At 46.7% G+C, this 22,636-nt stretch carries 23 protein-coding genes; 10 read left to right on the forward strand and 13 right to left on the reverse strand.

Annotated features, from left to right (window positions below):
• Window positions 1-29: 29 nt before the first annotated feature.
• From HU147_RS11865 to HU147_RS11875, 3 genes are read right to left on the reverse strand one after another with little or no spacing between them, the layout of a single operon-like run.
• A complete protein-coding gene (locus HU147_RS11865) occupies window positions 30-1,946 on the reverse strand; it encodes a PTS fructose transporter subunit IIABC (protein WP_224076436.1) in 1,917 nt (638 codons plus the stop codon).
• Window positions 1,943-2,875: a 1-phosphofructokinase gene (pfkB, locus tag HU147_RS11870; RefSeq protein ID WP_224076437.1), complete on the reverse strand. Its 933-nt coding sequence runs from the start codon at window positions 2,873-2,875 to the stop codon at window positions 1,943-1,945. Before pfkB ends, HU147_RS11865 begins: the two co-directional genes overlap by 4 nt.
• Entirely contained in the window at window positions 2,872-3,624 is a 753-nt protein-coding gene (locus tag HU147_RS11875) for a DeoR/GlpR family DNA-binding transcription regulator (RefSeq protein ID WP_224076438.1), read from the reverse strand. Before HU147_RS11875 ends, pfkB begins: the two co-directional genes overlap by 4 nt.
• 177 nt (window positions 3,625-3,801) lie before the next feature.
• Between HU147_RS11875 and HU147_RS11880 the strand changes: the two genes are divergently transcribed.
• Window positions 3,802-4,068, forward strand: a complete 267-nt coding sequence (locus tag HU147_RS11880) for a phosphocarrier protein HPr (RefSeq protein WP_224076439.1) — start codon at window positions 3,802-3,804, stop codon at window positions 4,066-4,068.
• Window positions 4,068-5,780 carry a phosphoenolpyruvate--protein phosphotransferase gene (gene ptsP / locus HU147_RS11885; RefSeq protein WP_224076440.1) on the forward strand — a complete coding sequence of 571 codons (1,713 nt, stop codon included), beginning with the start codon at window positions 4,068-4,070 and terminating at the stop codon, window positions 5,778-5,780. The genes HU147_RS11880 and ptsP overlap by 1 nt, the downstream gene beginning before the upstream one ends.
• 494 nt (window positions 5,781-6,274) lie before the next feature.
• On the opposite strand, the gene HU147_RS11890 is transcribed toward ptsP, so the two are convergent.
• The 3 genes from HU147_RS11890 to HU147_RS11900 form a co-directional block, all read right to left on the reverse strand.
• Complete coding sequence (locus tag HU147_RS11890; RefSeq protein WP_224076441.1) at window positions 6,275-6,640, reverse strand: nuclear transport factor 2 family protein; 366 nt, start codon at window positions 6,638-6,640, stop codon at window positions 6,275-6,277.
• A 71-nt stretch (window positions 6,641-6,711) separates the two neighbouring features.
• Complete coding sequence (locus tag HU147_RS11895; RefSeq protein WP_224076442.1) at window positions 6,712-7,671, reverse strand: MBL fold metallo-hydrolase; 960 nt, start codon at window positions 7,669-7,671, stop codon at window positions 6,712-6,714.
• Between the two features lie 123 nt (window positions 7,672-7,794).
• Entirely contained in the window at window positions 7,795-8,547 is a 753-nt protein-coding gene (locus HU147_RS11900) for a ZIP family metal transporter (protein WP_317985517.1), read from the reverse strand.
• 169 nt (window positions 8,548-8,716) lie between these two features.
• Between HU147_RS11900 and HU147_RS11905 the strand changes: the two genes are divergently transcribed.
• A complete protein-coding gene (locus HU147_RS11905; RefSeq protein ID WP_224076443.1) occupies window positions 8,717-9,571 on the forward strand; it encodes an NAD(P)H-hydrate dehydratase in 855 nt (284 codons plus the stop codon).
• 63 nt (window positions 9,572-9,634) lie between these two features.
• Entirely contained in the window at window positions 9,635-9,970 is a 336-nt protein-coding gene (locus HU147_RS11910) for a hypothetical protein (protein ID WP_224076444.1), read from the forward strand.
• A gap of 42 nt (window positions 9,971-10,012) precedes the next feature.
• On the opposite strand, the gene HU147_RS11915 is transcribed toward HU147_RS11910, so the two are convergent.
• The 4 genes from HU147_RS11915 to HU147_RS11930 form a co-directional block, all read right to left on the reverse strand.
• Complete coding sequence (locus tag HU147_RS11915; protein ID WP_224076445.1) at window positions 10,013-11,008, reverse strand: bile acid:sodium symporter family protein; 996 nt, start codon at window positions 11,006-11,008, stop codon at window positions 10,013-10,015.
• Entirely contained in the window at window positions 11,005-12,408 is a 1,404-nt protein-coding gene (locus HU147_RS11920) for an FAD-binding oxidoreductase (protein ID WP_224076446.1), read from the reverse strand. The genes HU147_RS11915 and HU147_RS11920 overlap by 4 nt, the downstream gene beginning before the upstream one ends.
• Before the next feature lie 252 nt (window positions 12,409-12,660).
• On the reverse strand, window positions 12,661-14,091 hold the full coding sequence (locus tag HU147_RS11925) for a carbon starvation CstA family protein (protein ID WP_224076447.1): 1,431 nt from the start codon (window positions 14,089-14,091) through the stop codon (window positions 12,661-12,663).
• A gap of 275 nt (window positions 14,092-14,366) precedes the next feature.
• Window positions 14,367-15,104: a GDSL-type esterase/lipase family protein gene (locus tag HU147_RS11930; protein ID WP_224076448.1), complete on the reverse strand. Its 738-nt coding sequence runs from the start codon at window positions 15,102-15,104 to the stop codon at window positions 14,367-14,369.
• 157 nt (window positions 15,105-15,261) lie between these two features.
• Here HU147_RS11930 and HU147_RS11935 point away from each other — a divergent pair, with 157 nt between their 5' ends.
• The 3 genes from HU147_RS11935 to HU147_RS11945 all read left to right on the forward strand — a co-directional run bounded on the left by HU147_RS11935 (window position 15,262) and on the right by HU147_RS11945 (window position 17,504).
• Window positions 15,262-16,251, forward strand: coding sequence for a potassium channel family protein (locus HU147_RS11935; RefSeq protein WP_224076449.1), 990 nt, complete (start codon window positions 15,262-15,264; stop codon window positions 16,249-16,251).
• 41 nt (window positions 16,252-16,292) lie between these two features.
• Window positions 16,293-16,805: a GNAT family N-acetyltransferase gene (locus HU147_RS11940; RefSeq protein ID WP_224076450.1), complete on the forward strand. Its 513-nt coding sequence runs from the start codon at window positions 16,293-16,295 to the stop codon at window positions 16,803-16,805.
• Between the two features lie 123 nt (window positions 16,806-16,928).
• On the forward strand, window positions 16,929-17,504 hold the full coding sequence (locus HU147_RS11945) for a TVP38/TMEM64 family protein (RefSeq protein WP_224076451.1): 576 nt from the start codon (window positions 16,929-16,931) through the stop codon (window positions 17,502-17,504).
• A 17-nt stretch (window positions 17,505-17,521) separates the two neighbouring features.
• Here HU147_RS11945 and HU147_RS11950 read toward each other — a convergent pair whose 3' ends face one another.
• Entirely contained in the window at window positions 17,522-18,097 is a 576-nt protein-coding gene (locus tag HU147_RS11950) for a divergent PAP2 family protein (protein WP_224076542.1), read from the reverse strand.
• Window positions 18,098-18,328: 231 nt separating this feature from the next.
• Here HU147_RS11950 and HU147_RS11955 point away from each other — a divergent pair, with 231 nt between their 5' ends.
• Entirely contained in the window at window positions 18,329-18,727 is a 399-nt protein-coding gene (locus HU147_RS11955) for a DUF2512 family protein (RefSeq protein WP_224076452.1), read from the forward strand.
• 68 nt (window positions 18,728-18,795) lie between these two features.
• On the opposite strand, the gene HU147_RS11960 is transcribed toward HU147_RS11955, so the two are convergent.
• Both HU147_RS11960 and HU147_RS11965 read right to left on the reverse strand, forming a co-directional pair.
• Complete coding sequence (locus HU147_RS11960; RefSeq protein ID WP_224076453.1) at window positions 18,796-19,245, reverse strand: DUF1259 domain-containing protein; 450 nt, start codon at window positions 19,243-19,245, stop codon at window positions 18,796-18,798.
• 3 nt (window positions 19,246-19,248) lie between these two features.
• A complete protein-coding gene (locus tag HU147_RS11965; protein WP_440137300.1) occupies window positions 19,249-19,572 on the reverse strand; it encodes a GNAT family N-acetyltransferase in 324 nt (107 codons plus the stop codon).
• A gap of 414 nt (window positions 19,573-19,986) precedes the next feature.
• Between HU147_RS11965 and HU147_RS11970 the strand changes: the two genes are divergently transcribed.
• Window positions 19,987-21,654, forward strand: coding sequence for a DUF2207 domain-containing protein (locus HU147_RS11970; protein ID WP_224076455.1), 1,668 nt, complete (start codon window positions 19,987-19,989; stop codon window positions 21,652-21,654).
• A 158-nt stretch (window positions 21,655-21,812) separates the two neighbouring features.
• On the forward strand, window positions 21,813-22,574 hold the full coding sequence (locus HU147_RS11975; RefSeq protein WP_224076456.1) for an arylamine N-acetyltransferase family protein: 762 nt from the start codon (window positions 21,813-21,815) through the stop codon (window positions 22,572-22,574).
• Window positions 22,575-22,636 lie beyond the last annotated feature (62 nt).

Genomic DNA, 22,636 nt, shown 5'->3' on the forward strand with positions numbered 1-22,636 from the left:
TTCCCAGAAACCGGGAACGGCTTTAATAGTTATGCGGCTGCAACGACTTTCTTTTTCAGAAGCCCTGCAACAATAGCTGTGACGATTGCGCCGGCAATGATAGCTGCAGCGTACAGAAGGATCTTCATAACGCCGCCGTCCACCAAGCCCATGACGAACACTCCGCCGTGCGGAGCGCGAAGGCTGACGTCAAACAGCATGACCAGCGCGCCGGTAAAGGCTGCACCGGCCACTGACGCCGGAATGACGCGCGCCGGGTCGGCAGCAGCAAACGGGATGACGCCTTCCGTGATAAAGCAGGCACCGAGAACGTAAGCGGTCTTGCCGGCTTCGCGTTCCGGTTTCGTGAATTTGTTCTTGAACATCGTTGTCGCAATGGCCATGCCAAGCGGCGGTACCATGCCGGCCGCCATTACAGTGGCCATGAAATTGAAGTTTTGGGCATCCAGCATCGCAATGCCGAATGTGTAGGCCGCTTTGTTGATCGGGCCGCCCATATCGATGGCCATCATGCCGCCGAGAAGAAGGCCGACCAGCACCAGGTTCGTGCCTCCAAGGCTTTCAAGGAACGCTGAAATGGCGGTATAGACTTTTGTCAGCTGCGGGTTCACGAGCATCATGATGATGCCGGTGATGGCAATGCTGAATACCGGGAAGAACAGCACCGGTTTCAAACCTTCAAGCGAATTCGGCAAGACGGAGAAAACGCGTTTTACGAGAAGCGTGACGTAACCGGCCAGGAACCCGGCAATCAAGCCGCCGAGGAAGCCGGAACCGCCACTTGCCCCTTCTACACCCGTAACCGTGATGGCAATCAAGCCGCCGATCATACCCGGTGCAAATCCGGGCCGTTCCGCGATGCTCATCGCGATAAAGCCGGCAAGTACCGGAACCATCAGGAAGAACGCATTGCCGCCGCCAATGGTGTTGAGCATCGCTGCAAATTCATTGTATTCGGGGCTGTCCGGGTTCGAAGCATTGATGCCCCAGAAAAACGAGATGGCGATCAAGATCCCGCCGCCGACAACAAACGGCAGCATATTGGAAACGCCGTTCATCAAATGCTTGTAGAAAAGACCTTTGGATTCCGTATCCGCCGCTTCGTCTTTGGACTTGTCGTGCTGGTAAACCGGCGCGTCGCCTGTCATCGCACGGTCCAATAAATTGTCCGTCTCGTAAATGGCTTTTCCGACTTTGGTCTGGATGACCGGCTTGCCGGCAAACCGCGCCATTTCCACTTTCGTGTCTGCGGCGACAATGATGGCATCCGCAGCGGCAATATCGGCATCCGTCAAACGGTTTTTCACGCCGCTTGAACCGTTCGTTTCCACTTTGATGTCAATGCCGCGTTCTTTTGCGCGTTCATTGAGCTTTTCCGCTGCCATATACGTATGGGCAATGCCCGTCGGACAAGCCGTAACAGCCAGAATGCGCTTGCCTGAACCGGCCGGCGCCGTGTGTTCATCTTCCGGTGCGACCGGCCCGTCTTCTTCCGTTTCTTTATCCGTCACGGCCTGCAGAACCTCTTGTTTCGTTGTGGCAGCCAGAATGCGCGAGCGGAAATTCCCGTCCATCAGGAAAGTAGCCAAACGCGACAAGGCTTCAAGATGGGCATCATTTGCGCCTTCTGTTGCCGCTATCATGAAAAAGAGATTGGCCGGCTGGCCGTCCATCGATTCATAGTCAAGGCCCTTGGCTGAGCGGCCAAACGCGATGGCCGGTTCTTTCACGGCACGGGATTTCGCATGCGGAATCGCGATGCCTTCCCCGATGCCTGTGGTGCTTTGTTCCTCGCGCGTTAAAATGTCTTTCGTAAACTGGGCGGGATCGTTCAGTTTCCCGGCGCGGTCCAGCTGCGCAACCAGCTCAGCGATGACTTCCGCTTTGGATGATGCTGCAACATCCAGGATAATGGTCGATTCGGTCAATAATTGCGTAATTCTCATGTGGTCACATCCTCTTCAGTAATGGGGTGTAAAACAACTTGGCTGAGCAGCGCTTCTGCATCTTGTTTCTCGCATAAATCCGAGCGGAATGCAGTGGCGCTTCCGCACGCCACTCCGTATTGGAACGCTTTCACGGCGTCCGCTTGTGCGGCGTAGGAAGCGATAAAACCGGAAACGAGCGAATCGCCGGATCCTACCGTATTGACGACTTGGCCTTTTGGCGCCTCCGCAACAACGGTCTCGTTTGCCGTAACCAATAACGCTCCTTCTCCGCCCATAGAGACGACGACGTTTTCAATGCCGTTTCGGACCAATTTGGAAGCGTAGGAGACGGCTTGTTTTTTATCCTTGATTTCAACACCGAATAATTCCCCCAGCTCATGCTCGTTCGGCTTGATCAGAAAAGGCTTTGCTTCAACCAACTCTTTTAAAGCAGGGCCAGAAGTATCCAGGACAAAACGGACGCCTTTGCTTTGGCAAATCGCTGCAAGTTCCAGAAAATAAGTTTGCGGAACGGAAGCCGGCAAACTGCCGGCCAGCACAAACCAGTCGTCTTTTTCGAAGGAGCGCACTTTTTGGGCAAGCTTGTCCAACTGCGCTTCCTGCAGCACCGGTCCCGGGCCGTTCAATTCGGTTTCTTCTTCGGACTTGATCTTCACATTGATCCGGGTAATGTCTGAAGTTTCAATAAAATCTGTCGAGACGCCTTCATTATTAAGGAATTCTTCTATATAATTACCTGTAAACCCGCCGGCAAAGCCCAGCGCCTTGCTTGGTGTGCCCAACCGGTTCAATACGCGGGAAACATTAATGCCTTTTCCGCCCGGATAATAATGCACATCAGCGGTCCGGTTCAGTTTTCCCGTCTTGAATTTGGGTAAATAGGTGGTGTAGTCTATAGATGGTGTAATGGTGCAGGTATAGATCATGCTTTTCCCACCTTTACAGTTGTCTTTTTTTCAAGTATTTCGAATGTATCAGCGGACAATTCATCCACGACCAATGTCGCCTCTTCCAAATCCATGATTTTCGCAAAGCTTACTTTATTGGATTTGGAATGGTCGGCCAGCACATAAGTTTTACGGGCCAAGGAACTGGCCATCTTTTTGACGGCGGCTTCTTCCGGATCCGGCGTTGTGTATCCATAATCAGGATGAAACCCGTTGACGCCCAAGAAACAGATGTCAAAGCGGTAATTTTTTAAGGATTGGATTGTTTGAGCTCCGACCAGTGCACCGGTTCTCGGCTTGATCATCCCGCCAGTCAAGTAAGTGGTGATGCCTTGTTCGTTTAATGCTTCGACAAGTGTCAGCCCATTCGTGACGACTACCAAATCTTTTTCCATCAGAAAAGGAATCATTTGAAAAGTCGTTGTGCCGGCGTCTAAAAATACGCTGTCGCCTTGCTGGACAAAACCGGATGCAAATTTGGCAAGGCTGATTTTTTCCTGAAGGTTCTGCGCCGATTTGTCGGCGACACTCGGTTCAGCCAGGTTGCGGCCCGGGAGGACAGCACCGCCGAAAACGCGTTCCAATTTTTGCCGGTTTTCAAGTTCCGTCAAGTCCCGCCGGATTGTCGACTCGGAAGCGGCCGTCAATTCGACGATGTCCTGAATTTTGATCGTCTGTTTTTCTTCTAGCAGCTTTAAAATAAAGTCATGGCGTTCATTCGTTAACATCTATTCACCTTCTTTGCTAGTTGGTTAAATAGATAATACTTGAAATCGCTTCCAAAATCAATCATAATCATTCATAAGCAATCAAAAACAGTCATTTGATTTTATTTTCAATCAAAATCGTTCATAATAGAGATTGAAACGATCAAAGACAATCATTCATATTAGGAGGAATTTTACATGGTAGAAAAACAATTCACAATCACAGATGAAGCAGGTATCCACGCACGTCCAGCATCCGCATTGGTAGGTTCATTGGCGAAATTCAAATCCGACATTACGCTTGAGCACAAAGGCAAAAAAGTGAACTTGAAATCGATTTTAGGTGTGATGTCGCTTGGCGTGGCTTCCGGATCAACAGTAACGGTGGCAGCAAACGGAGAAGACGAAGAAGAAGCATTGGCTCAAGTCAGCCAGGTTATGGCATCTGAAGGGCTTTCAAACTAATGAAAAAAACATTATCCGGAATTGCAGCTTCGAATGGGATCGCCATTGCAAAAGCGTTTCGCCTTGAAAATCCGGAACTGAATGTTGAAAAGACAACTGTAACGGATACAGCGCAGGAAGTAGCCCGATTCGAAGCCGCCTTAAACCAATCCACATCTGAACTCGAAGCCATTAAAGAACGCACCGCCAAGCAAATCAGCGACAAGGAAGCGGCGATTTTCGGCGCTCACCTTCTCGTGTTAAGCGACCCGGAACTCATCGGGCCCATCAAAGAAAAAATTGAAACAGAACAGACAAATGCCGAATATGCGTTGCAGGAAACGGCAAATATGTTTATTCAAATGTTTGAAGCGATGGACAATGATTACATGAAAGAACGCGCCGCGGACATCCGCGACGTAACCAAACGTGTATTGTCTCACCTGTTAGGTGTAACCATCCAAAGCCCAAGCATGATTTCTGAAGAAGTTATCATCATTGCGGAAGATTTGACGCCTTCTGATACGGTTCAATTAAATCCGGTCTACGTCAAAGCGTTCATCACCGACATCGGCGGACGCACTTCCCATTCGGCAATTTTAGCCCGTACGCTTGAAATCCCAGCGGTAGTCGGCGCTAAAGAAGCAATGTCTTCAATTGAAAACGGCACACTTGTTATTGTTGACGGCTTGGATGGCAACATCATCCTGGATCCGGACAGCGAAACGGTTGCCGAATATGAAGAAAAAAAGGCTCAGTATGACCGCCAAAAAGCGGAATGGGCAAAACTGAAAAACGAACCGACAGTGACAACAGACGGACATACCGTGGAACTTGGCGCCAATATCGGTACGCCGAAAGATACGACTGGTGTTCTTGAAAACGGCGGAGAAGCGATCGGCTTGTACCGGACAGAGTTCCTGTACATGGGACGTGACCAGTTCCCGACCGAAGATGAGCAGTACGAAGCGTACTCGTCGGTGCTAAAAGCAATGGAAGGCAAACCGACCGTCGTCCGCACATTGGACATCGGCGGCGATAAAGAGTTGTCCTACCTGCAATTGCCGCACGAATTAAATCCTTTCCTGGGCTTGCGGGCCATCCGTTTATGCCTGGAAATGCCGGATATGTTCCGGACACAACTGCGTGCATTGCTTCGCGCCAGCGTCCACGGCAATTTGAAAATCATGTTCCCGATGATTGCGACGCTGGATGAATTCCGCCAGGCAAAAGCGCTGATCGAAGACGAAAAAGCGAAGCTGCAGGCAGAAGGCATTGAAGTCAGCGATTCGATTGAAATCGGCATCATGGTGGAAATTCCTTCTACGGCAGTTATGGCAGATACATTCGCCAAAGAAGTGGACTTTTTCTCGATCGGCACAAACGATCTGATTCAGTACACAATGGCCGCAGACCGCATGAACGAAAACGTATCGTATTTGTACCAACCGTTCAACCCGGCGATTTTGCGCCTGGTGAAAATGGTCATTGACGCCTCCCACCGCGAAGGCAAATGGACCGGCATGTGCGGCGAAATGGCAGGAGACGAAATTGCGATTCCGATTCTACTCGGCTTAGGGCTCGATGAGTTCTCAATGAGCGCATCTTCCATCCTGAAAGCCCGCTCACAGATCAGCAAATTGTCGAAAGCCGAGATGGCAACACATATTGACCACATTTTAGCGATGGATACATCAGCCGAAGTGGCGGACTATGTAAAAGCGAATATGTAAAAAAAACCGCAAGAGCGATCGAGCTCCTGCGGTTTTTTGTTTGCAAGTAAATGAATATGCATATGAATAACAAATGAATATATTATGGATAATAGATAAACGTCAAATGAATAAACAATGAATAAAAATTAATCAGTATCCAGACTGTTGTTTCGGCTGAATACTTAATTTGATAGCCAATCAAAGCGACTACTTTTCTCTAATTGGAGGGTTGGGTTTATTCATCGCTATTCATTCGTTTCAAAAAAGTCAAAGAAGTTCAATTGCTTCTTTGGCTTTTTTTATATGGATGTTTGGAAAGAATACCGTGCGAAAAAAGAACATGCTGGCTTCCAGCACTTTTGATTATTAAAAATTTCCTTTGCCTTATCGTCTGTTATTAACTCTTGGTTCGCCATCAACACCATGCGGGAGAAATAATTCAATGATATATTGATTTAAGCAGTTTCTCAATTTACTAATAAAAGAAAACGGCGGCCTTCTCTTTTGCCGATTCAACTGTCTTCCTGGGTGGTCGAAGTTAAGCTGACGATTTTCCCGCCTTCTTCCCGGTCCATTTCATAAATGTCTTGATAGGAATAAGATTGGATTCCGCCTTTTTTGTCATCAATGGTCATTTTTCCCGTGACCGTTGCCTGCAGTCCATCCGTCCTGACATGGTCAATGGTCACTTTCACCTCATGGTCGCTGTCCATATTGCCGACATAATCGAGAAACTTTTGTTTTCCTTCAATCGTTTCTTCACCTTCCATTTTCCATACGACATCGTCCGCTATATGTCTTTCAATAAATTCCAAATCACCGATTACAAACGCTACGTTCATTTCCTTGAAAAATTTTTCGCTGTTGACATTCGCCATCTGTATTTTTCCTCCCTGGAGAATCAGTTTTCTATTCAATACCCGAAAAAAGGAACTTGAATCCTGCACCTTCAACGGATTTCATGGGTTGCGGCCGCCTTTTGCAGTTTTAAAAAATAGTCCGCCATTCCCATGGCGCTGACTTCCAAATCAAGTTGAATGATCTTGTACACTTCATGATCATCTTTTACGCCCAGCCCCTGAAGGTGCTTTTGGATCCGCTGCTGCAGGCGCTCGACGAGTTCATCCGGCCCGAATCCTCCTGCAAAAGTTTTTTTGGCTTCCGCCATAAAGACTTCCAGCCACTCCGAGACTTGGCGAAGCGCCATTTCCGTTTTTTCCGTCATGCCAAAATGGCCGTAGTAGATGGCGCTGAAATGCTGGGACTGCATCCGGGAAATGGCTTGTTTCATCGCTTCCGGATCAAACTGATTGGGTGAAGTGGACGGCAAAAAGAAATCGATTCCGCCTTTAGCGAGCTGTTCATACCGGATGCCGACCGTATCGCCTGCAAAAATGCCGTTGCTTTGAGGATCCACTATGCCGAAGTGATGTTTGGCATGCCCGGGGGTATCCCAAAACTCCAGCGTACAGGATGGACCGATTTTCAGTTGTCCGCCTTCGCCTTTTATGAGCAGCCGCTCTTCCGGAATCGGCACAATCGGATCGAATAATTTATCAAATTTTTCGCCGTACACTTGCTTTGCTCCGGCAATCAGTCGCTCCGGTTCTGCCAGATGGCGTGCACCTTTCGGATGGACCACAATTTTGGCATTCGGGCAATCTTTCAGCAAAAGCCCGGCTCCTCCCGCATGGTCCAGGTGGATATGCGTGACGATTATGTATTTTACCTGGCTGAGTTGATATCCGAGTTCTTCGAGCCCTTTCTTAATATACGGCACGGACGGGCTGGCACTGGTGTCAATCAGCGTTAGTTCTTCTTCCGCAATGACATACGTGCCGGTGCGTTCTTCAACCCCTAAGTCCATCCCGTCGATAATAAAAATCCGTTCGTTCAGCTGTTTGTACATGTACATCCCCCTTAAAAGTTCAATTGTTATAATAGTGAATATTCTAACATTTTAACCAAAATATAGATACTGCGGCAACTGGAATCCAAAAAGCCTTTAAGGAATTTCCTTAAAGGCTAATGGTTAAATCTGTTGCAACAGCAAGGTGATAAAGATGCCGGCCGCTGTAATAAAGCCGGCGATCGGCCCGCCTTTTTCGTGGGCTTCCGGCATCATGGTCGAGGCCACCATGGCGATGATGCCGCCTGCGGCAAACGCACTGAGTATGGCCTGGACGTCTTCCGTGGCATTTTCCAGGAACGTATAGCCGGCGAGAGAACTAAGCGCTGAAGCAATCAGCACAAACACCCACATCCACAGCACCTTCTTTTTGTGGTAACCGCCTTTTTGCAGGCCGGTTGTACTGGATATGCCTTCCGGCAAATTGCTGATAAATACAGCAGCGACCAATGCAAAGCCGACACCCCCGCCTTGTGCGATTCCAAGGCCAATCATCGCCGTCTCAGGAATGGCATCCATGATGGTTCCGATAAAAATCGCCATTCCGGCTCCTGCTTCTGAACTGCTCGGCGCATCACTTCCGTGGCCGGACCGCTTCCGGTGCATTCCGCCTTTACGGGTTACGAGAATGTCCAAAATTGTGAAAATAAGAGCTCCCCCGAGAAAGCCTAATGCAATTTGAGTCAACCCGCTGATTTCCATCGCTTCATCGAGCAGCTCGAATGCCACCGCTCCGATCAACGCTCCTGTACCAAGCGCCATAATGTAGCCAATCAGTTTTTGCGGCAAGTTAAACGCCATCACAATCAATGCGCCGAGCAAGTTCGCCCCTCCTGCCACTGCTCCCCATAACAGCGCTTGTGCCATTTCCATCATCCTTTCAATTCGCCAACTGTTTTCCTATTTCCCTGTCCACCACAAGATTAATCCTGTCCCTACAGGCAAATCAACCAAACCGTTAGATTCGGTCTGGAAGCGGGTATGCAGATAGCGAAAAGCATTTTCCGACTTTCATTAAAAATTCTTTGGCTGGAGTTGATCCCGAATGGCGCATGCCGATCAAACAGATTCAATTTGGACAATCAAGCACGTAAAAGAAACACTTCCAAAAAGAGACCGTTCCAGCCATAAAGGCACGTTTGGAACCGGCCTGCTGGTGGCCGGCAGCCGCGACATGCCTGGAGCGGCCATTTTATCCGGACTTGGCGCGATGCGTTCAGGAATCGGCAAGCTTGAAATCGCCACCGAACCGGAAGTGGTATCGCTGATGGTGTCTTCCTTGCCTGAAGCGACCTATGTCCGCAGCGGGCTACAGAAAATCGCAGACGGCCTGGTGGATTTATCTTCTTACCGGGCTGTTGCGATTGGCCCCGGCGTTCTGCCTGACCGGCTGACAGAACAAGCCATCGAAAACATCCTTGACAGCCATTCCCCTTTAATTTTGGATGCCGGCGCATTATCACAGCGAAATTATACGGAGCGTCCTGCGCCCGTCATTTTAACTCCTCATCCCGGAGAATTCAGTCGAATTACGGGAGTGGAGCTGCAGGAGCTTATGCCGAAACGAAGCTTCTATGCGGCCAAGTTCGCGGAAGAGCTAGGCGTTGCCATCGTTTTAAAAGGAGACAAAACGGTCATCGCTTTTCCGGACGGGGAAACTTGGATCAACCCTACCGGCAATGCCGCACTTGCCAAAGGCGGTACCGGCGATACTTTAACCGGGATGCTGCTTGGCATGCTTTGCTTCCATGACGATTGGAAGCATGCGGTTTTGAACGCGGTGTTTTTGCACGGTGCCTGTGCCGACAAATGGGCAGAGACCCGCTCCACTCATACCCTTCTTGCCCATGAAATCAGTGGACTTCTTCCGGAAGTATGGAACAGTGTGGAAAAGGAATAATTGTTTCCATTTTATTAGACAGCAATAAATGCAGTTCCATTTTGCTAAGGAGGCTGTAAAGCAATGAAAAAATGGCTGAAGTTGGGCAGTGCATCTATCTTGGCATTAGGCCTTGCTGCTTGTATTGAACGGCCCGAAAATGAAATGGTGCAGGAAACCGAGCGCGCAGATCCTGCCTCTGGCATTGACTTGACGACTCAAAGCGAAGGGGTTTTCAAAGGTTTCACGAACAGCTCACAAGATGCTCTTACGATTGAAGTGGACGGCAAAGATAAAAGATATGAATTAGCAGAAGATGCCACCGGTGATTTCGAATCGCTCCAGGAAGGAGATTCGATTTCATTTTCGACAAAGAAAGTTGGAAACAAGGAACTGATTGAAACCATCATGAAAAAGTAAAAAACCTATCGGCCGCTTCCAGGCCGACAGGTTTTACTTTCATCAGTTTTTTCCAAGCTTCGCTCTGGCTGACATCGTACTGCCAGTTGGCGAAGCGGCAGTGTTTTCTTCTCCGGCCGGTTTTTTCGACCAAATCGTGGCCAAAATCGGCCCGGAAATATTGTGCCAAATCGCACCCCAGACACTTGGCAGTGCGGCGAGCGGGCTAAAGTGTGCAGTTGCAAGGGCAACACCGAGGCCTGAGTTCTGCATGCCGACTTCCAGTGAAATCGCTCTTCTGTCGGTTTCGTTCAAGCCCATGGCTTTTGCCGTCATATAACCCAGCAGCAATCCAAATCCGTTATGCAGGAACACTGCTGCGAAAACGATAAACCCGGCACTAATGACATTTGCCGCATTGGCTGCAGTCACGGCAGATACAATGATTAAAATTGCCAGTACCGAAATCAACGGGACAATGGAGACGCTTTTTTCGACGGCTTTTGGCAGCAGTTTTTGGACAATCAGCCCCAATGCAATCGGAACGATGATCACTTGGATGATCGACATGAACATCGATACCGGATCCACCGGCAGCCATTGGCCGGCCAAAAGCAATAGAAGGAGCGGCGTCATGACAGGCGCCAGCAAAGTCGAAAGTGACGTCATCGCAACCGACAGCGCCAGATTCCCTTTTGCCAAATACACCATCACGTTGGAAGCTGTCCCACCCGGAACGCAGCCAAGGAGCACCAGACCCGCAGCTAATTCCGGTGGCAGTTTCAGGAGATAGGCAATTGCAAAAGCGACCAGCGGCATGATCAAAAATTGTGCAGCGACTCCGATAATGACCGGTACAGGACGCATCAGGACGATTTTAAAATCGACGGGCTTTAACGTCAGCCCCATGCCGAACATGACAACGCCGAGCAAAATCGTGATGTAGCTGCCGAAACCAAGGAAAGGTTCCGGAATCAAAAAAGCGATGACTGCAATGGCAACAACCCATACAGCAAAATATTTGCCGGCAAACGCACTTAGCGATTCAAGAAATTTCATAGATGAACTCCCTTCTCAGCTGCTTTAACGTTTTTATTCGGGTTCAGGAGATTGAGCGGGTCCAGCGCTTGCTTGATTTTTTCCATCACCAGCAGGGCATCGCCATGTTCCTGGCGCTGGTATTTCTGTTTGCCGATGCCAACACCGTGTTCACCGGTGCAAGTGCCGCCGCGCTCAAGTGCATATAGGACGATACGTTCGTTAAAATCGGCCGCTTTCTGAGTTTCTTCCGGATTATTCAAATCCATCATCAGCAGCACATGGAAATTGCCATCGCCGACATGCCCGACGATTCCGCCGATCAAGTTTAAACTTTCCAACTCTTCACGTGCATGAGCCACTGCCCCTGCCAGTTCCGAAATCGGCAGGCAGACATCCGTTACCATCATTTTCTTGCCGGGATAGCCGTGTATGAATGCGTATGCCAGATTATGGCGCGCTTCCCACAGTTTATTGCGGCTCGCGGTGTCGGTTTCAAACTGGATTTCCGAGCAGCCGTGTCCATCCACGATTTCTTTCATGAATTCCACATCTTGCTTCAGTCCGGCTTCGTTGCCGTGAAATTCCAAAAACAGCGTCGGTTTTTCTTGGTAATCGGTTTCGCTGTACAGGTTCGCCTGGCGGATTGACGGTTCATCAACAAGTTCCACGCGCGCCACCGGAATGCCCGCCTGAAGAATGGAGACTACCGCTTCCACCGCATCATTGACGGACGGGAAACAGGCCCGCGCTGCTGAAACGTGTTCCGGGATTCCGTAGACGCGCAGCGTAATTTCGGTAAAACATCCGAGCGTCCCTTCTGAACCGGTAAACAACCCATTAAGATGAAGGCCGGACGAGGACTTGGCTGCCAAGTTGCCGGTGTGGATCACCATCCCGTCCGCCAACACGACTTCCAAGTCACGGACTTGGTCGCGCATGACGCCGTATTTGACTGATGTTGTGCCGCTCGCGTTTGTTGCGACCATCCCACCGATTGTGGCATCCGCCCCCGGGTCCACACTGAAGAACAACCCGTATTTTTTCAATTCCTTGTTCAATTGGAGCCGTGTCACTCCCGGCTGCACTTTCACCAGAAAATCATTCTCCATGACTTCGAGCACTTGGTTCATCAATGAAAAGTCAATCGTGATTCCGCCTTCGGTCGGGATGACATGCCCTTCCAAACTGGACCCCAGGCCAAACGGAACAACCGGAACCTGGAATTGGTTTGAGATTTTCATGATGGCGCTGACTTGTTCGGCTCTTTCAGGAAAAACAACGATGTCAGGCAATTGCAGGGCATGATACGATTCATCTCTGCCATGCAGTTCTCTCACGGTTTCATTGACCGTGACCTGTTCTTCAGTCAACGCCGCTTTCAAAGCTTCGATGACAACGGTGATGTTCTGTTTAGTCATGATTAATCGCTCCTTAATGTATAACGTTTTGCAGCACTTAAAAGAATTAAAATTTTAAATAGTTCGTCTTTTCAGTACGGCCAATAGAGTTAATTATACATAATTGTCTGAATAGTTCAATGGAATTCGATATTAAAATAACATTTCTCGCTTTTTCACCCTGAAATAGAGCTATTTTCAATCTAAAAAAGCAATATAAAAAGCGGGCTCAAAGAGCCCGCTTTCACCTACTCAAAACTTTTACCTGTTTCTTTAATCGACTGCTATAGCAGTTTCCACATCTTCTTCCCGGTTCTTTCTAGCTTTTGCATAGAACATCGCGACAATAATAATTGTCAAAACAAAACCGATGATAAATGAAATGTTCAAGTCGAGATTGAATCCAATTTTCTGGTTTAAGATGTAGACGAATACCATGTACGTAATGAAGATGGCCGGCGCCATGGAAACCAAGTAGTTTTTGCCTTGGATGTACAAGTACATCGTACCAATCCACAAAGCGATTGCGGCTGTTGCCTGGTTAGCCCAGGAGAAATATCTCCATAGCAGATTGAAATCAATTTGCGTCAAGAGCACCGAAATGGCAAACAACGGAACAGCGATCATCAATCGTTTCATGACTTTTTGTTGATCCAGTTTGATATAGTCGGCAATAATGGACCGCGCTGCACGGAATGCAGTGTCCCCCGAAGTAATCGGCAAAACGATGGCGCCAAGGACCGCAATGGTTCCGCCGACTGCACCCAATAAGGTCATGGACACTTCGTTGACCACTGCAGACGGTGTACCCGAATTGATGATGCCGCTCAGCGTCTGGCCATCGAAAATACTCATCGAAGCCGCAGCCCAAATCATCGCGATGATCGCTTCTGCAATCATCATGCCGTAGAAGATATAACGCCCCTGAGATTCTTTTTGCACCGTTCTGGAAATGATCGGTGACTGGGTCGCATGGAAACCGGACAATGCTCCGCATGTGATGGTAAAGAACAGCATCGGGAAGATCGGCAAATCAGCCGGATGCATATTCGTCAAATTCAATTCCGGGATCTTGTAATCCGAGAATACGAGTGCGATGCCGACTCCGAGAGTCCCAATCAGCAAAATCGCGCCAAAATACGGATACATTCTGCCGATGATTTTATCAATCGGTAAAATTGTGGACAGGAAGTAATACGCAAAGATAACCGCAATGATGATGCCCAACGCCACTTTTCCGTCCAGTAAAATAGCCAATAACGAAGCCGGCGTGGTAACAAACACGGTACCTACCAATAATAAAAGCAATAAGGCAAAGACGTTGACGATATGACGTGAAGCTGCCCCTAAAAATTTGCCGGCAAGTTCCGGAATATGAGCGCCTTTGTTGCGGATGGAAATCATACCTGTTAAATAGTCATGGACAGCGCCGGCGAAAATGGACCCAATAACAATCCATAGAAAAGCGACCGGACCATACAATGCCCCCATGATTGGACCAAAAATTGGACCGGTACCAGCAATATTCAGCAATTGGATCAATGCATTTTTATGCTTGTTCATCGGCACAAAATCGACGCCGTCCTGATTGGCGTATGCCGGTGTTTTTCTTGTTTCAGCCGGGTCGAACATTTTTTCAATAAACTTTCCATATGTAAAATATGCTATTACCAAAATGATAATCGAGACAAAAAAAGTAATCATTGTGCACCCCTATTCTTAAAATGTGTAACCGTTTTCATATCGTTGAAAATTTCCCATGCTTGGTTTATTAAGCCCCCCTTGCATAATTGCAACATAAAAAGAATGAATTTATTAAAAAATCCTTTTATTATTGTATAAGCAAGTTTTTAAAGCGTCAATCTATTATTGTTTATTATTTCAAATTTGCCCGTCTTTTCGCTATAGCAATATAAAAAAGCCAGCCTGTATGATTTTTCATACAGGCTGGCTTTTGGAATTTGAAACCAATTAACGGATCAAGAATGATCGCTGATGCCCAATGAAACCGTTTTGTTGGACTGTATCGACTCTTCTCCGGGATGAAACACAAATCCGGTCGAGGACAAGGTTTTCATTAACAGTTCATGCATCAATTTATAGCCCTCATCATTCGGATGAATGGAATCCAGCCAAATTTCCGGATTTTTGCCCATCAAGTCGGTTTTTGACACGATGACGCCTTTTTCTCCAATAGCCGAGTTCCATAACCGCAAGAGCAATTCCGTAAACCCAAAATATTGCACTTCTTTTTTCATGGAATTGTACAAGTTGTTCTGCACGATAATCATGTTTGTGTTCAGTTCACGAAGATGGCGGTATGTTTCAAGCAAGTTTTGGCGGAATGTCCGCTTAATTATGGAAAACTGGCGCACAAGACCTTTTGCTCCCTGCCCCCTGAATCCATGGAGCAAGTCATTGCCGCCGATATTGATCAACACCAGATCGGCTGTTTCGAGCACTTTGTCCCAAATGCCGAAACGCAGACGTTCAACCATGCCGTTGCTTGTCAGACCGTTGATGCCGAGGTTGGTTACTTTGCTTTTATGGAATGTCTCTTTTAAATATTTCGATATGCCGCCTTTTGTGCCGTAGCCATAAGCGACTGAATCACCTAAAATGACAATGTGGTTTATATGGAGCAGGTTTTTCTGCTGTTTTGTTGTTATAAGAGGCGCTTCTGTTAGAGGTGCGCCCTTTTGAGCATTTTTTTCCAAATGGCAACACGACCCTTTCCTTTATAGCTATACTCTTATTTTACCATAATATAGGGTTTTCTTCGATTCAGGCGATTTGCAAATTCTTATTTTTTTACTTTCAGCCAGGCATCCCCTACCATTATATTTAAGAAATTATAAACTAGGGAGGATTTGGATGAATGAGATTTATATCATGATTGGGGTTTTGCTGCTCATTATGGGGATTATGGATTTTATTTGGACCACTTTATGGGTAGACGGAGGCGCGGGTCCACTGACGAAACGGCTGTCGCATACCATATGGAAATTTCTTTGGAAAATCAGCCGGAGCAATCCGAAAATTTTAAGCCTTTCAGGACCACTTATTTTATCGCTGACCCTGCTCATGTGGATTGTCTTGCTTTGGATCGGCTGGACATTTGTGTTTGCCGGCAATGACCATTCCATCATAAATGCCCAAGATAACAGTCCTGCTACTTGGGTTGAGAGAATCTATTTCACCGGCTATTTGATTTTTACACTTGGAAACGGAGATTTTAGCCCTCAAGGAACTGTTTGGCAAATTGCTACGGTCTGTGCAACTGGCACCGGAATGCTTTTTATCACGCTTGGCGTTACATACCTCCTGTCAGTTCTGGGTGCCGTTACACAAAAACGGGCGTTTGCAGAAAGTGTCTATGGTTCAGGGAAAACCAGTATGGAGTGGGTCAAAAACGCTTGGAATGGCGAGCATTTCCACAATTCGGATTTTCTTTTATCCAAATATTCAAACCAATTAAGCACCATTACCGCTCAGCATAAAGCCTATCCGATTCTCCATTATTATTATGCCGAAGATAAAAAGGGAGCAGTCCCCTTAGCAGTCGCCATATTAGATGAAACTTTGACTCTCTTTTCTTATGGAATTTGGCCGGAAAATCAACCGAACCGCTTGCTTGTCACAGAAGCGCGTTCTAGTATACAAAGTTATTTGGATACGCTTTACTCAGCGAAGGTCAAGCCTTCAAAGGAAGTTCCGCCTTTTGACGATATTGAGAAACTTCATCACGAAGGTTTTCCTACAGTCCCAAAACAAGAGTTTCTCGATTCATTGGTTGCACTGGAAGATCGACGAAAAAAATTGCTGGGCATTATCCAATATAACGCCCTCAAATGGCCAATGTAGAAGTTAATCGACTAAAGACATACACTGAAATGAGGCATATCATGAAGTTCAGAAGAATTGAAGCGAACGATATCAATCAAGCGGATCAACTGTTTCAGGAATGCCTGAAAGACCTGCTGAAGCGCGAAGGATTTGACGATCCGTCCTTATGGGCAGAAGAAGTTGCCAGGTTGAACCAAGCCGTGCAAAAAAGTTTTGTGGATCCCTTAAACCATTTCTATGTTGCCGAAAAAGAGAAAAAATTGCTGGGAACCATCGCACTGCAGACACCCGGCAAAATGTTAAACGCGATGGTCAAGGTGGAACCTGGAGAACTGGAAGTTGCTTGTGTGTATGTGCATCCGGAACATCAGCGGTCCGGAGTCGGCGACTTCTTATTTCAGCAAGCTTGCCGGGAACTGAAAGCGATCGGGAAACAGAAATTTTATTTGGATGCCGGCTTTACGAGTTCCCAACAATACTGGCTCGCAAAGTTAGGTGAACCGTTCCGGCTTTTGGAAGATTACTGGGTACCGGGAAAGCCTCATATGGTCTGGATAAAAAAAGTCGAATAATCGGGAGCTGGCGTTTGTCTAGCTTTCCCGCTTCTGAACCTTTATGCAAGCCCTTTTCTTGCATTTTCCAAGCGTCTGGCTTATTCTTCAGAATTAAGAAGAGATAAAGAGCGGAGAGAAGAAATGGAACAATTCGAATACACATTGGAGAATTTCATCGCAGGTTTTGGATGGTTTGCCCCTCTTCTTTTTGTGCTTTTGCATTTATTGCGGCCTATTCTTTTTTTGCCGGTCGTCTTGGTTTGCGTTATTGGCGGCGTCGTTTTCGGATTTTTCGAAGGGGCGCTCCTGTCATTTATTGGCCTTTCACTAATGAGCCTGGTTTCATATGTGCTCGTCAATAAATTTCCAAAGTTCAAAAAGAGGATGTCCGAACTTAAAAACAAAATGTTTGCCAATCGGAAAATTTCCGTCGGCCAAGTGATGATTTTGCGCATTATGCCTTTTGTGCACTTCCATTTGCTATCGTTGTATTTGATGGAAATGACTCAAAGCCGCAAGGAATATATGTATTACTCCATGTTGGGGCTGATCTTGCCCGCTGTCATTTATACGGCTTTTGGCGAGGCCATAACCGAGTTTCCATGGTATGTGACCGTGTCCTTATTCGCCATTTTGCTGGTTGTCTATTTACTGGTTGGAAAAATGAATAAAATTCGGCCAGCTTCAGCTGTCGGCAATACAAAAAAGCGTGCCTGAACCGGCACGCTTTTTTGTTATCTTCTATTTTTAATATCCTGTCTTTTGGCTGGGATATAAGCTTCATTGGAATTGATTTGTACTTTAGAAGCGTTTTTACGATTGGCCCGCCGATTCCGGCGCCGCTCATCATTTTCAATTTGTGCGGAAATCAATCCGAACAAGATTCCGAAAACTGCACCGCCGAGTACTTCAATCGGCTGGTGGCCAAGAATTTCTTTCAGTTCTTTTTCCCGCTTTTCAAATTCAAGGCTCGGAAAATCGCCTGACAAGGAAACGAAACTATCTTCCAAGTCGTTTACAAGATGCGCAATTTCGCCGGTGTGGCGTCGGATTCCTTGTGCATCATACATGACAATCGTTCCAAACACTACTGCCAATGCAGTTTCGGTATGGCCTGTCCCTTTGTTCGCTGCTACATACGAAGCAAGGGCAGATACGCCGGCTGAGTGGGAACTCGGCATGCCGCCAGTTGTAAACGCCTGTTTCCAATCCCATTTCCCGGTTACTTTTTTGTGGGTAAATATTTTCAATGCCTGCGCTATTCCGATTGCCGACAATGAGGTTGCAATACCTCTGTTCATTTGTTTGATTTCCATATCCATCGTCCTCCACTCTGCATCTCAATCAAAAGCCTGCTTTTCATTTTCAAGTTCTATTTCTTTTTATTACCCTAACTTCCCTTTATTTATGCCGAAAAAGTTGAAAAATGGCCTGTACAATTTCTAACGCACAAAATATCTAATAAATTTATCAAAAGCATATTTATTTATTATGCATTTCGGGTAAACGGAGAATGAATATAAAAATAGGAGGAGATCATTATGAAGCACCTCATTGCATTAGCCATCAAGTTTGTCATGATCGCCGCGGTATTATTAATTATGTTAACCGGATTTTTCGGCGTTTCATTCGCGGATACTTTATTGATCAGTTTGGCTCTGACCTTGATCGCCTATGCCATGGGCGACCTGCTGATTTTCCGCAGCGGCGGAGCTCGTTCTGAACAGGCGACCCGCAATTCTATTGCAACAATCGCCGATGTGGCTGTAGCCATTCTGGTTATCTGGCTGGTTGGAGAAGCCCTTGTCGGCAGCAGCACCGATATCATTACACCTGCTATCATTTCAGGCTTATTTATCGGAGGCGGAGAATGGTTCTTCCATCAATATTTAGATAGCCGGGTATTCCGAGATCGAACCCGTACCCGGTCTGCCGCTTGAAAAGTTTCAGCGTCTACTTTAAACAGCATGCAAAAGGCCGGAATCGGATTCCGGCCTTTTGTCGTATATCATGAAGTTTTAAAATTCAATTGTTCTTCCCTTGGCTCCACCGAATTCAAAGCCGCAGCCAAGCGGCCGGCAAAATGTTCGGGTGGTTCCAAGGTTTCCAAATTCACGGAAACGATATGGGGGTTTTCCACTGTCCACTGGCGAAACTTATTGGGAAATGGAATTTGGTAGTCCAGTAAAGCCGAGTTGAACGGCTCAACTTCTTCGGGGAGCAATAGAATCTCCGCACAATTGAAAGCTTTCCCGTCAGGCTGTAGTTGTTTAAACGAAATATCCAGCTCCAATGTGCAAGCGAAGCAAAGTTTGTCATCGCAGATAAAAAGCGTGCGATTTTTTTTTACGGTATGTTTTCCAGCAATCGTTTCCACTTCAGCATCTAAAAGTATGCTGACGTTTTCGCTAGTTGTTTCAGCTGTCTGCATATGATTCAGTCCTTTCCTATAGCTCATTACTTATCGATAACTTTTCCTTCTTTCTTTGAATGCTTCGATGAATGAACTTGTTTCTTCTGTTGCCTCCATTTTTAGCGGATGCATCAGCTCTTGGACCTTTTCCAGCATAGTTTGTCCAATTCCTTCTCCGCGATAAGAAGGCATGACTGAAATGTGGCGGACCGTATAGCTGGTTTCGTTAACTTTTATACCGATCAATCCAATAAAGTCTTCCCCTTTTTTCCACAGGTACAAATGGCTGGACTGATTTTCCTCATAATCCTTCATGGTTTGTTTCAGTCTTTTCAAGTCTTTTTCGAACGGCATGAACGAAAGCAAACCCATGGCTATTTTTTCACAGGATTTTTTATATCTGATTAACATTCCGGAAACCTCATTTCCACAGTGTTGATCTGGTTTGTCTTTGCTGGATGCAAGCATTCCAATGCTTCATTACTTAAAATCACACGACCAAAGTAATTTCTAGGAGATTCTATCGATTAAATCAAAAATTAAGTAAATAAAATTAACATAATCCCGCCGAAAAGGATTATAATTTATTTATTCTTCTATATATTACTAAAAATTCAGCCAATTATAAAGGGATTAAATACCCAGATACTTTTACACTGATAAAGTATTTCTAAATTTTGTAAACAAGTATGTATTTCATTCAAAACAATTCCCACATGCGGTTTTACATGAAAGTCATTATAATTTTTTCTTTTGCTTTGCATCCCGGACAAAGAGGTGATAGAGATGAAAAGAAAAATGCTGATGTTTTTTTCATTCTTTCCGCTCCTGCTGCTAGTGCCCGCCGAAGTTTTTGCAGCCGACTTTGAAATTAGCAAAGCCGACATCCATGCACTATTAAACAGAGATGGCACTGCTTTCGTCACAGAACGCTATACGTATGAATTTGATGGCAATTTTAGCGGGATCACCCGGCAAATCGAGCCGAAAGCTGGAACTGCCATCACCAATTTCAGCGCTTCCGAAGGAACGAAAAAGCTAAATGTTCAAAAGTATGGAGAGCTTTATAAGATTGATCGAACGGGCGATGATGAGAAAATCACCGTCTACTTGTCGTATACCATAACAAATGCAGTTGAAAAATTTAAAGACGGAGCTCAGTTTTACTGGCCGTTTTTTGATGAACGCAATGCCACTGCTTACAAAAATCTGGCCATCACCATTTCTCCGCCCGCACCTACCCAAGAGGCAGAGTATCTTGGCTACGAGGAAGCTTATGGCACTGCCGCACTATCGGAGGACGGCAGCATCACTTTCACCCTTGGCGATGTGCCGGCAGGCGTAAACGGAGATGTACGGGTAGTGTACAATCCAGAATTCTTCCCTGCTGCCGCTCCGCTTTCCGGTATGATAAAAAATGACTTGATAAACGACCGTAACCGCTTGGCAAACGAACAAGCCGTTTTCAAGAATAAGCAACAGACAACAATTATAGTCAGTTCGGCAGCTCTGCCGCTTGCCGCTTCAGCTCTTGCTTCCCTTTTCGGCTTAGCCTTCTGGAGAAGAATACATCTCAAGAAAGACAGTAAAGGACAAGCAACTGAAACAATTGTGCCGGATGAAGAACTGAGCCTCCCGGCAGTTCTCTATTTCACAAAATCCCCGTTCCTTGGTCCGAACGCCATTGCAGCTGCCTTGGTTGAACTGGTCCGCAAAGGGCTTGTTCGGCAGCATAGCGAAGACCACTATGAATTGGTGAGCCGGAGAACTGAGCTGGTGCACGAATCCACTTTAATCGATTTGCTGTTCGACCGGATAGGTGATGGGACACAATTTCGGTTAAGCGATGTGGAAACTTATACAAAAAACGAAAAAAATCATATTCCCTATAACGATTCCGTAAGTGATTGGAACGAACACGTGTCCCAGGAAGTCAAACTGAAAAACCTTTACGGAAATCGGTCCGGCATGCGCTGGCTCGCTGTCGGTTTAAGTGCTGTCTTCACTGTTTTAGCCATTTATACCGGCAATTACGAACTGCATTGGCAGACGGCCTGTTCCATGTTCGCAGCGATGGCCGCCATCATATTCGCCGTCTTCTACACGCCGCTCACAGCAAGAGGCCACCGAATCAAAGCGCAATGGAAGCGACTCGGAAAAACAATGAACGAACTGCAACCGGAACGCTGGGAGCAATTATCACAGAGTGAGCGAATACGTGTGTACGCTTTTGCACTTGGAAGCGATTCGGTTCCTTCGAATAAGCCCTCAGCCGTTTTAGCGCTCTCTGATAATCGTGCCAACCAGCTGGACCATGACGGATTCTACTTGAATGCATTGCTCCTCACCGGCGTTTTCATGGCAGCCAGCTCCATTACCAGTGCAGAAGCGAGCGGTTCTTCTTATGCAAATGGCGGAATCCATGATGCCGGCGGAGGATCCGGCGCTTTCTAGCCATCGCCTAAATCAAGTGCTTAAACCGCCCGCTTATAAAAAGTAGGTGGTTTTTCACGTACAATAGAAACGCTGGAAATTGTAGTTTAGGGAAATTCAAATTTCGTGTCCATTGTTTCCAGCCATGCTACTATTAGGAAAGACAATGATTGAAAGGAATGGGTTGGAGTATGGATAAAGTCGCTTATTTGAAAAGATTCAATGCTTATCCGGTCGAAGAATGTTATTTGCAGGATTTAGCGCGTCTGCAGTCGCTGCATATGCAGAACGTCCCTTTTGAAAATCTGGATGTCATCCGCGAGGTTCCGATCTATTTGAACCTCGAAAACATATACGAAAAAATCGTCACTCAAAAACGCGGCGGCTACTGCTACGAAATCAACGGATTGTTTCACTGGCTGCTCCAGGAGCTGGGGTTTGACGCCCAATTGATTTCTGCAACTGTCCAAAAACCGGACGGCACCTGGTCAAAGGCGGATACGCACGCTGCTATTTTGGTCAATCTTGATGTGCCTTATTTGGTGGATGCCGGATTTGGCGATTCTACCGTCAGCCCGATTCCTCTCGGCGGTGAACGCCACACCGACCATAGCGGAACTTACAGCATCAATCAAGTAGACGAGAATTTTTATGATTTGGTGCGGGAAAATGATGGCAAAGAACGCACGCTTTACCGTTTTAGCCTGGAAGAAAAACAATTGGCTGATTTCCACGAAGGCTGTGTTTTTAATCAGGTTTCCAAAGATTCTCCGTTTACGCATGACGACCTGGTTACGAAAGCTACACCGGAAGGGCGCGTCACTTTATCCGACCATCAACTGACCCGGACCCAAAACGGCAAAAAAGAACGGACGGATTTATCGCCGGATGAAAAAACGAAAGTGCTGGAAGAGGAATTCGGCATCGCGTTAAAAAATTGAACTTTATATAGTTTAGGCCGGAGTCAAAAACGCTTCACAGCATCTTTGACTCCGGCTATTTA

The sequence above is a fragment of the Planococcus chinensis genome, assembly GCF_020071995.1.
Lineage (GTDB): Bacteria > Bacillota > Bacilli > Bacillales_A > Planococcaceae > Planococcus > Planococcus chinensis_A.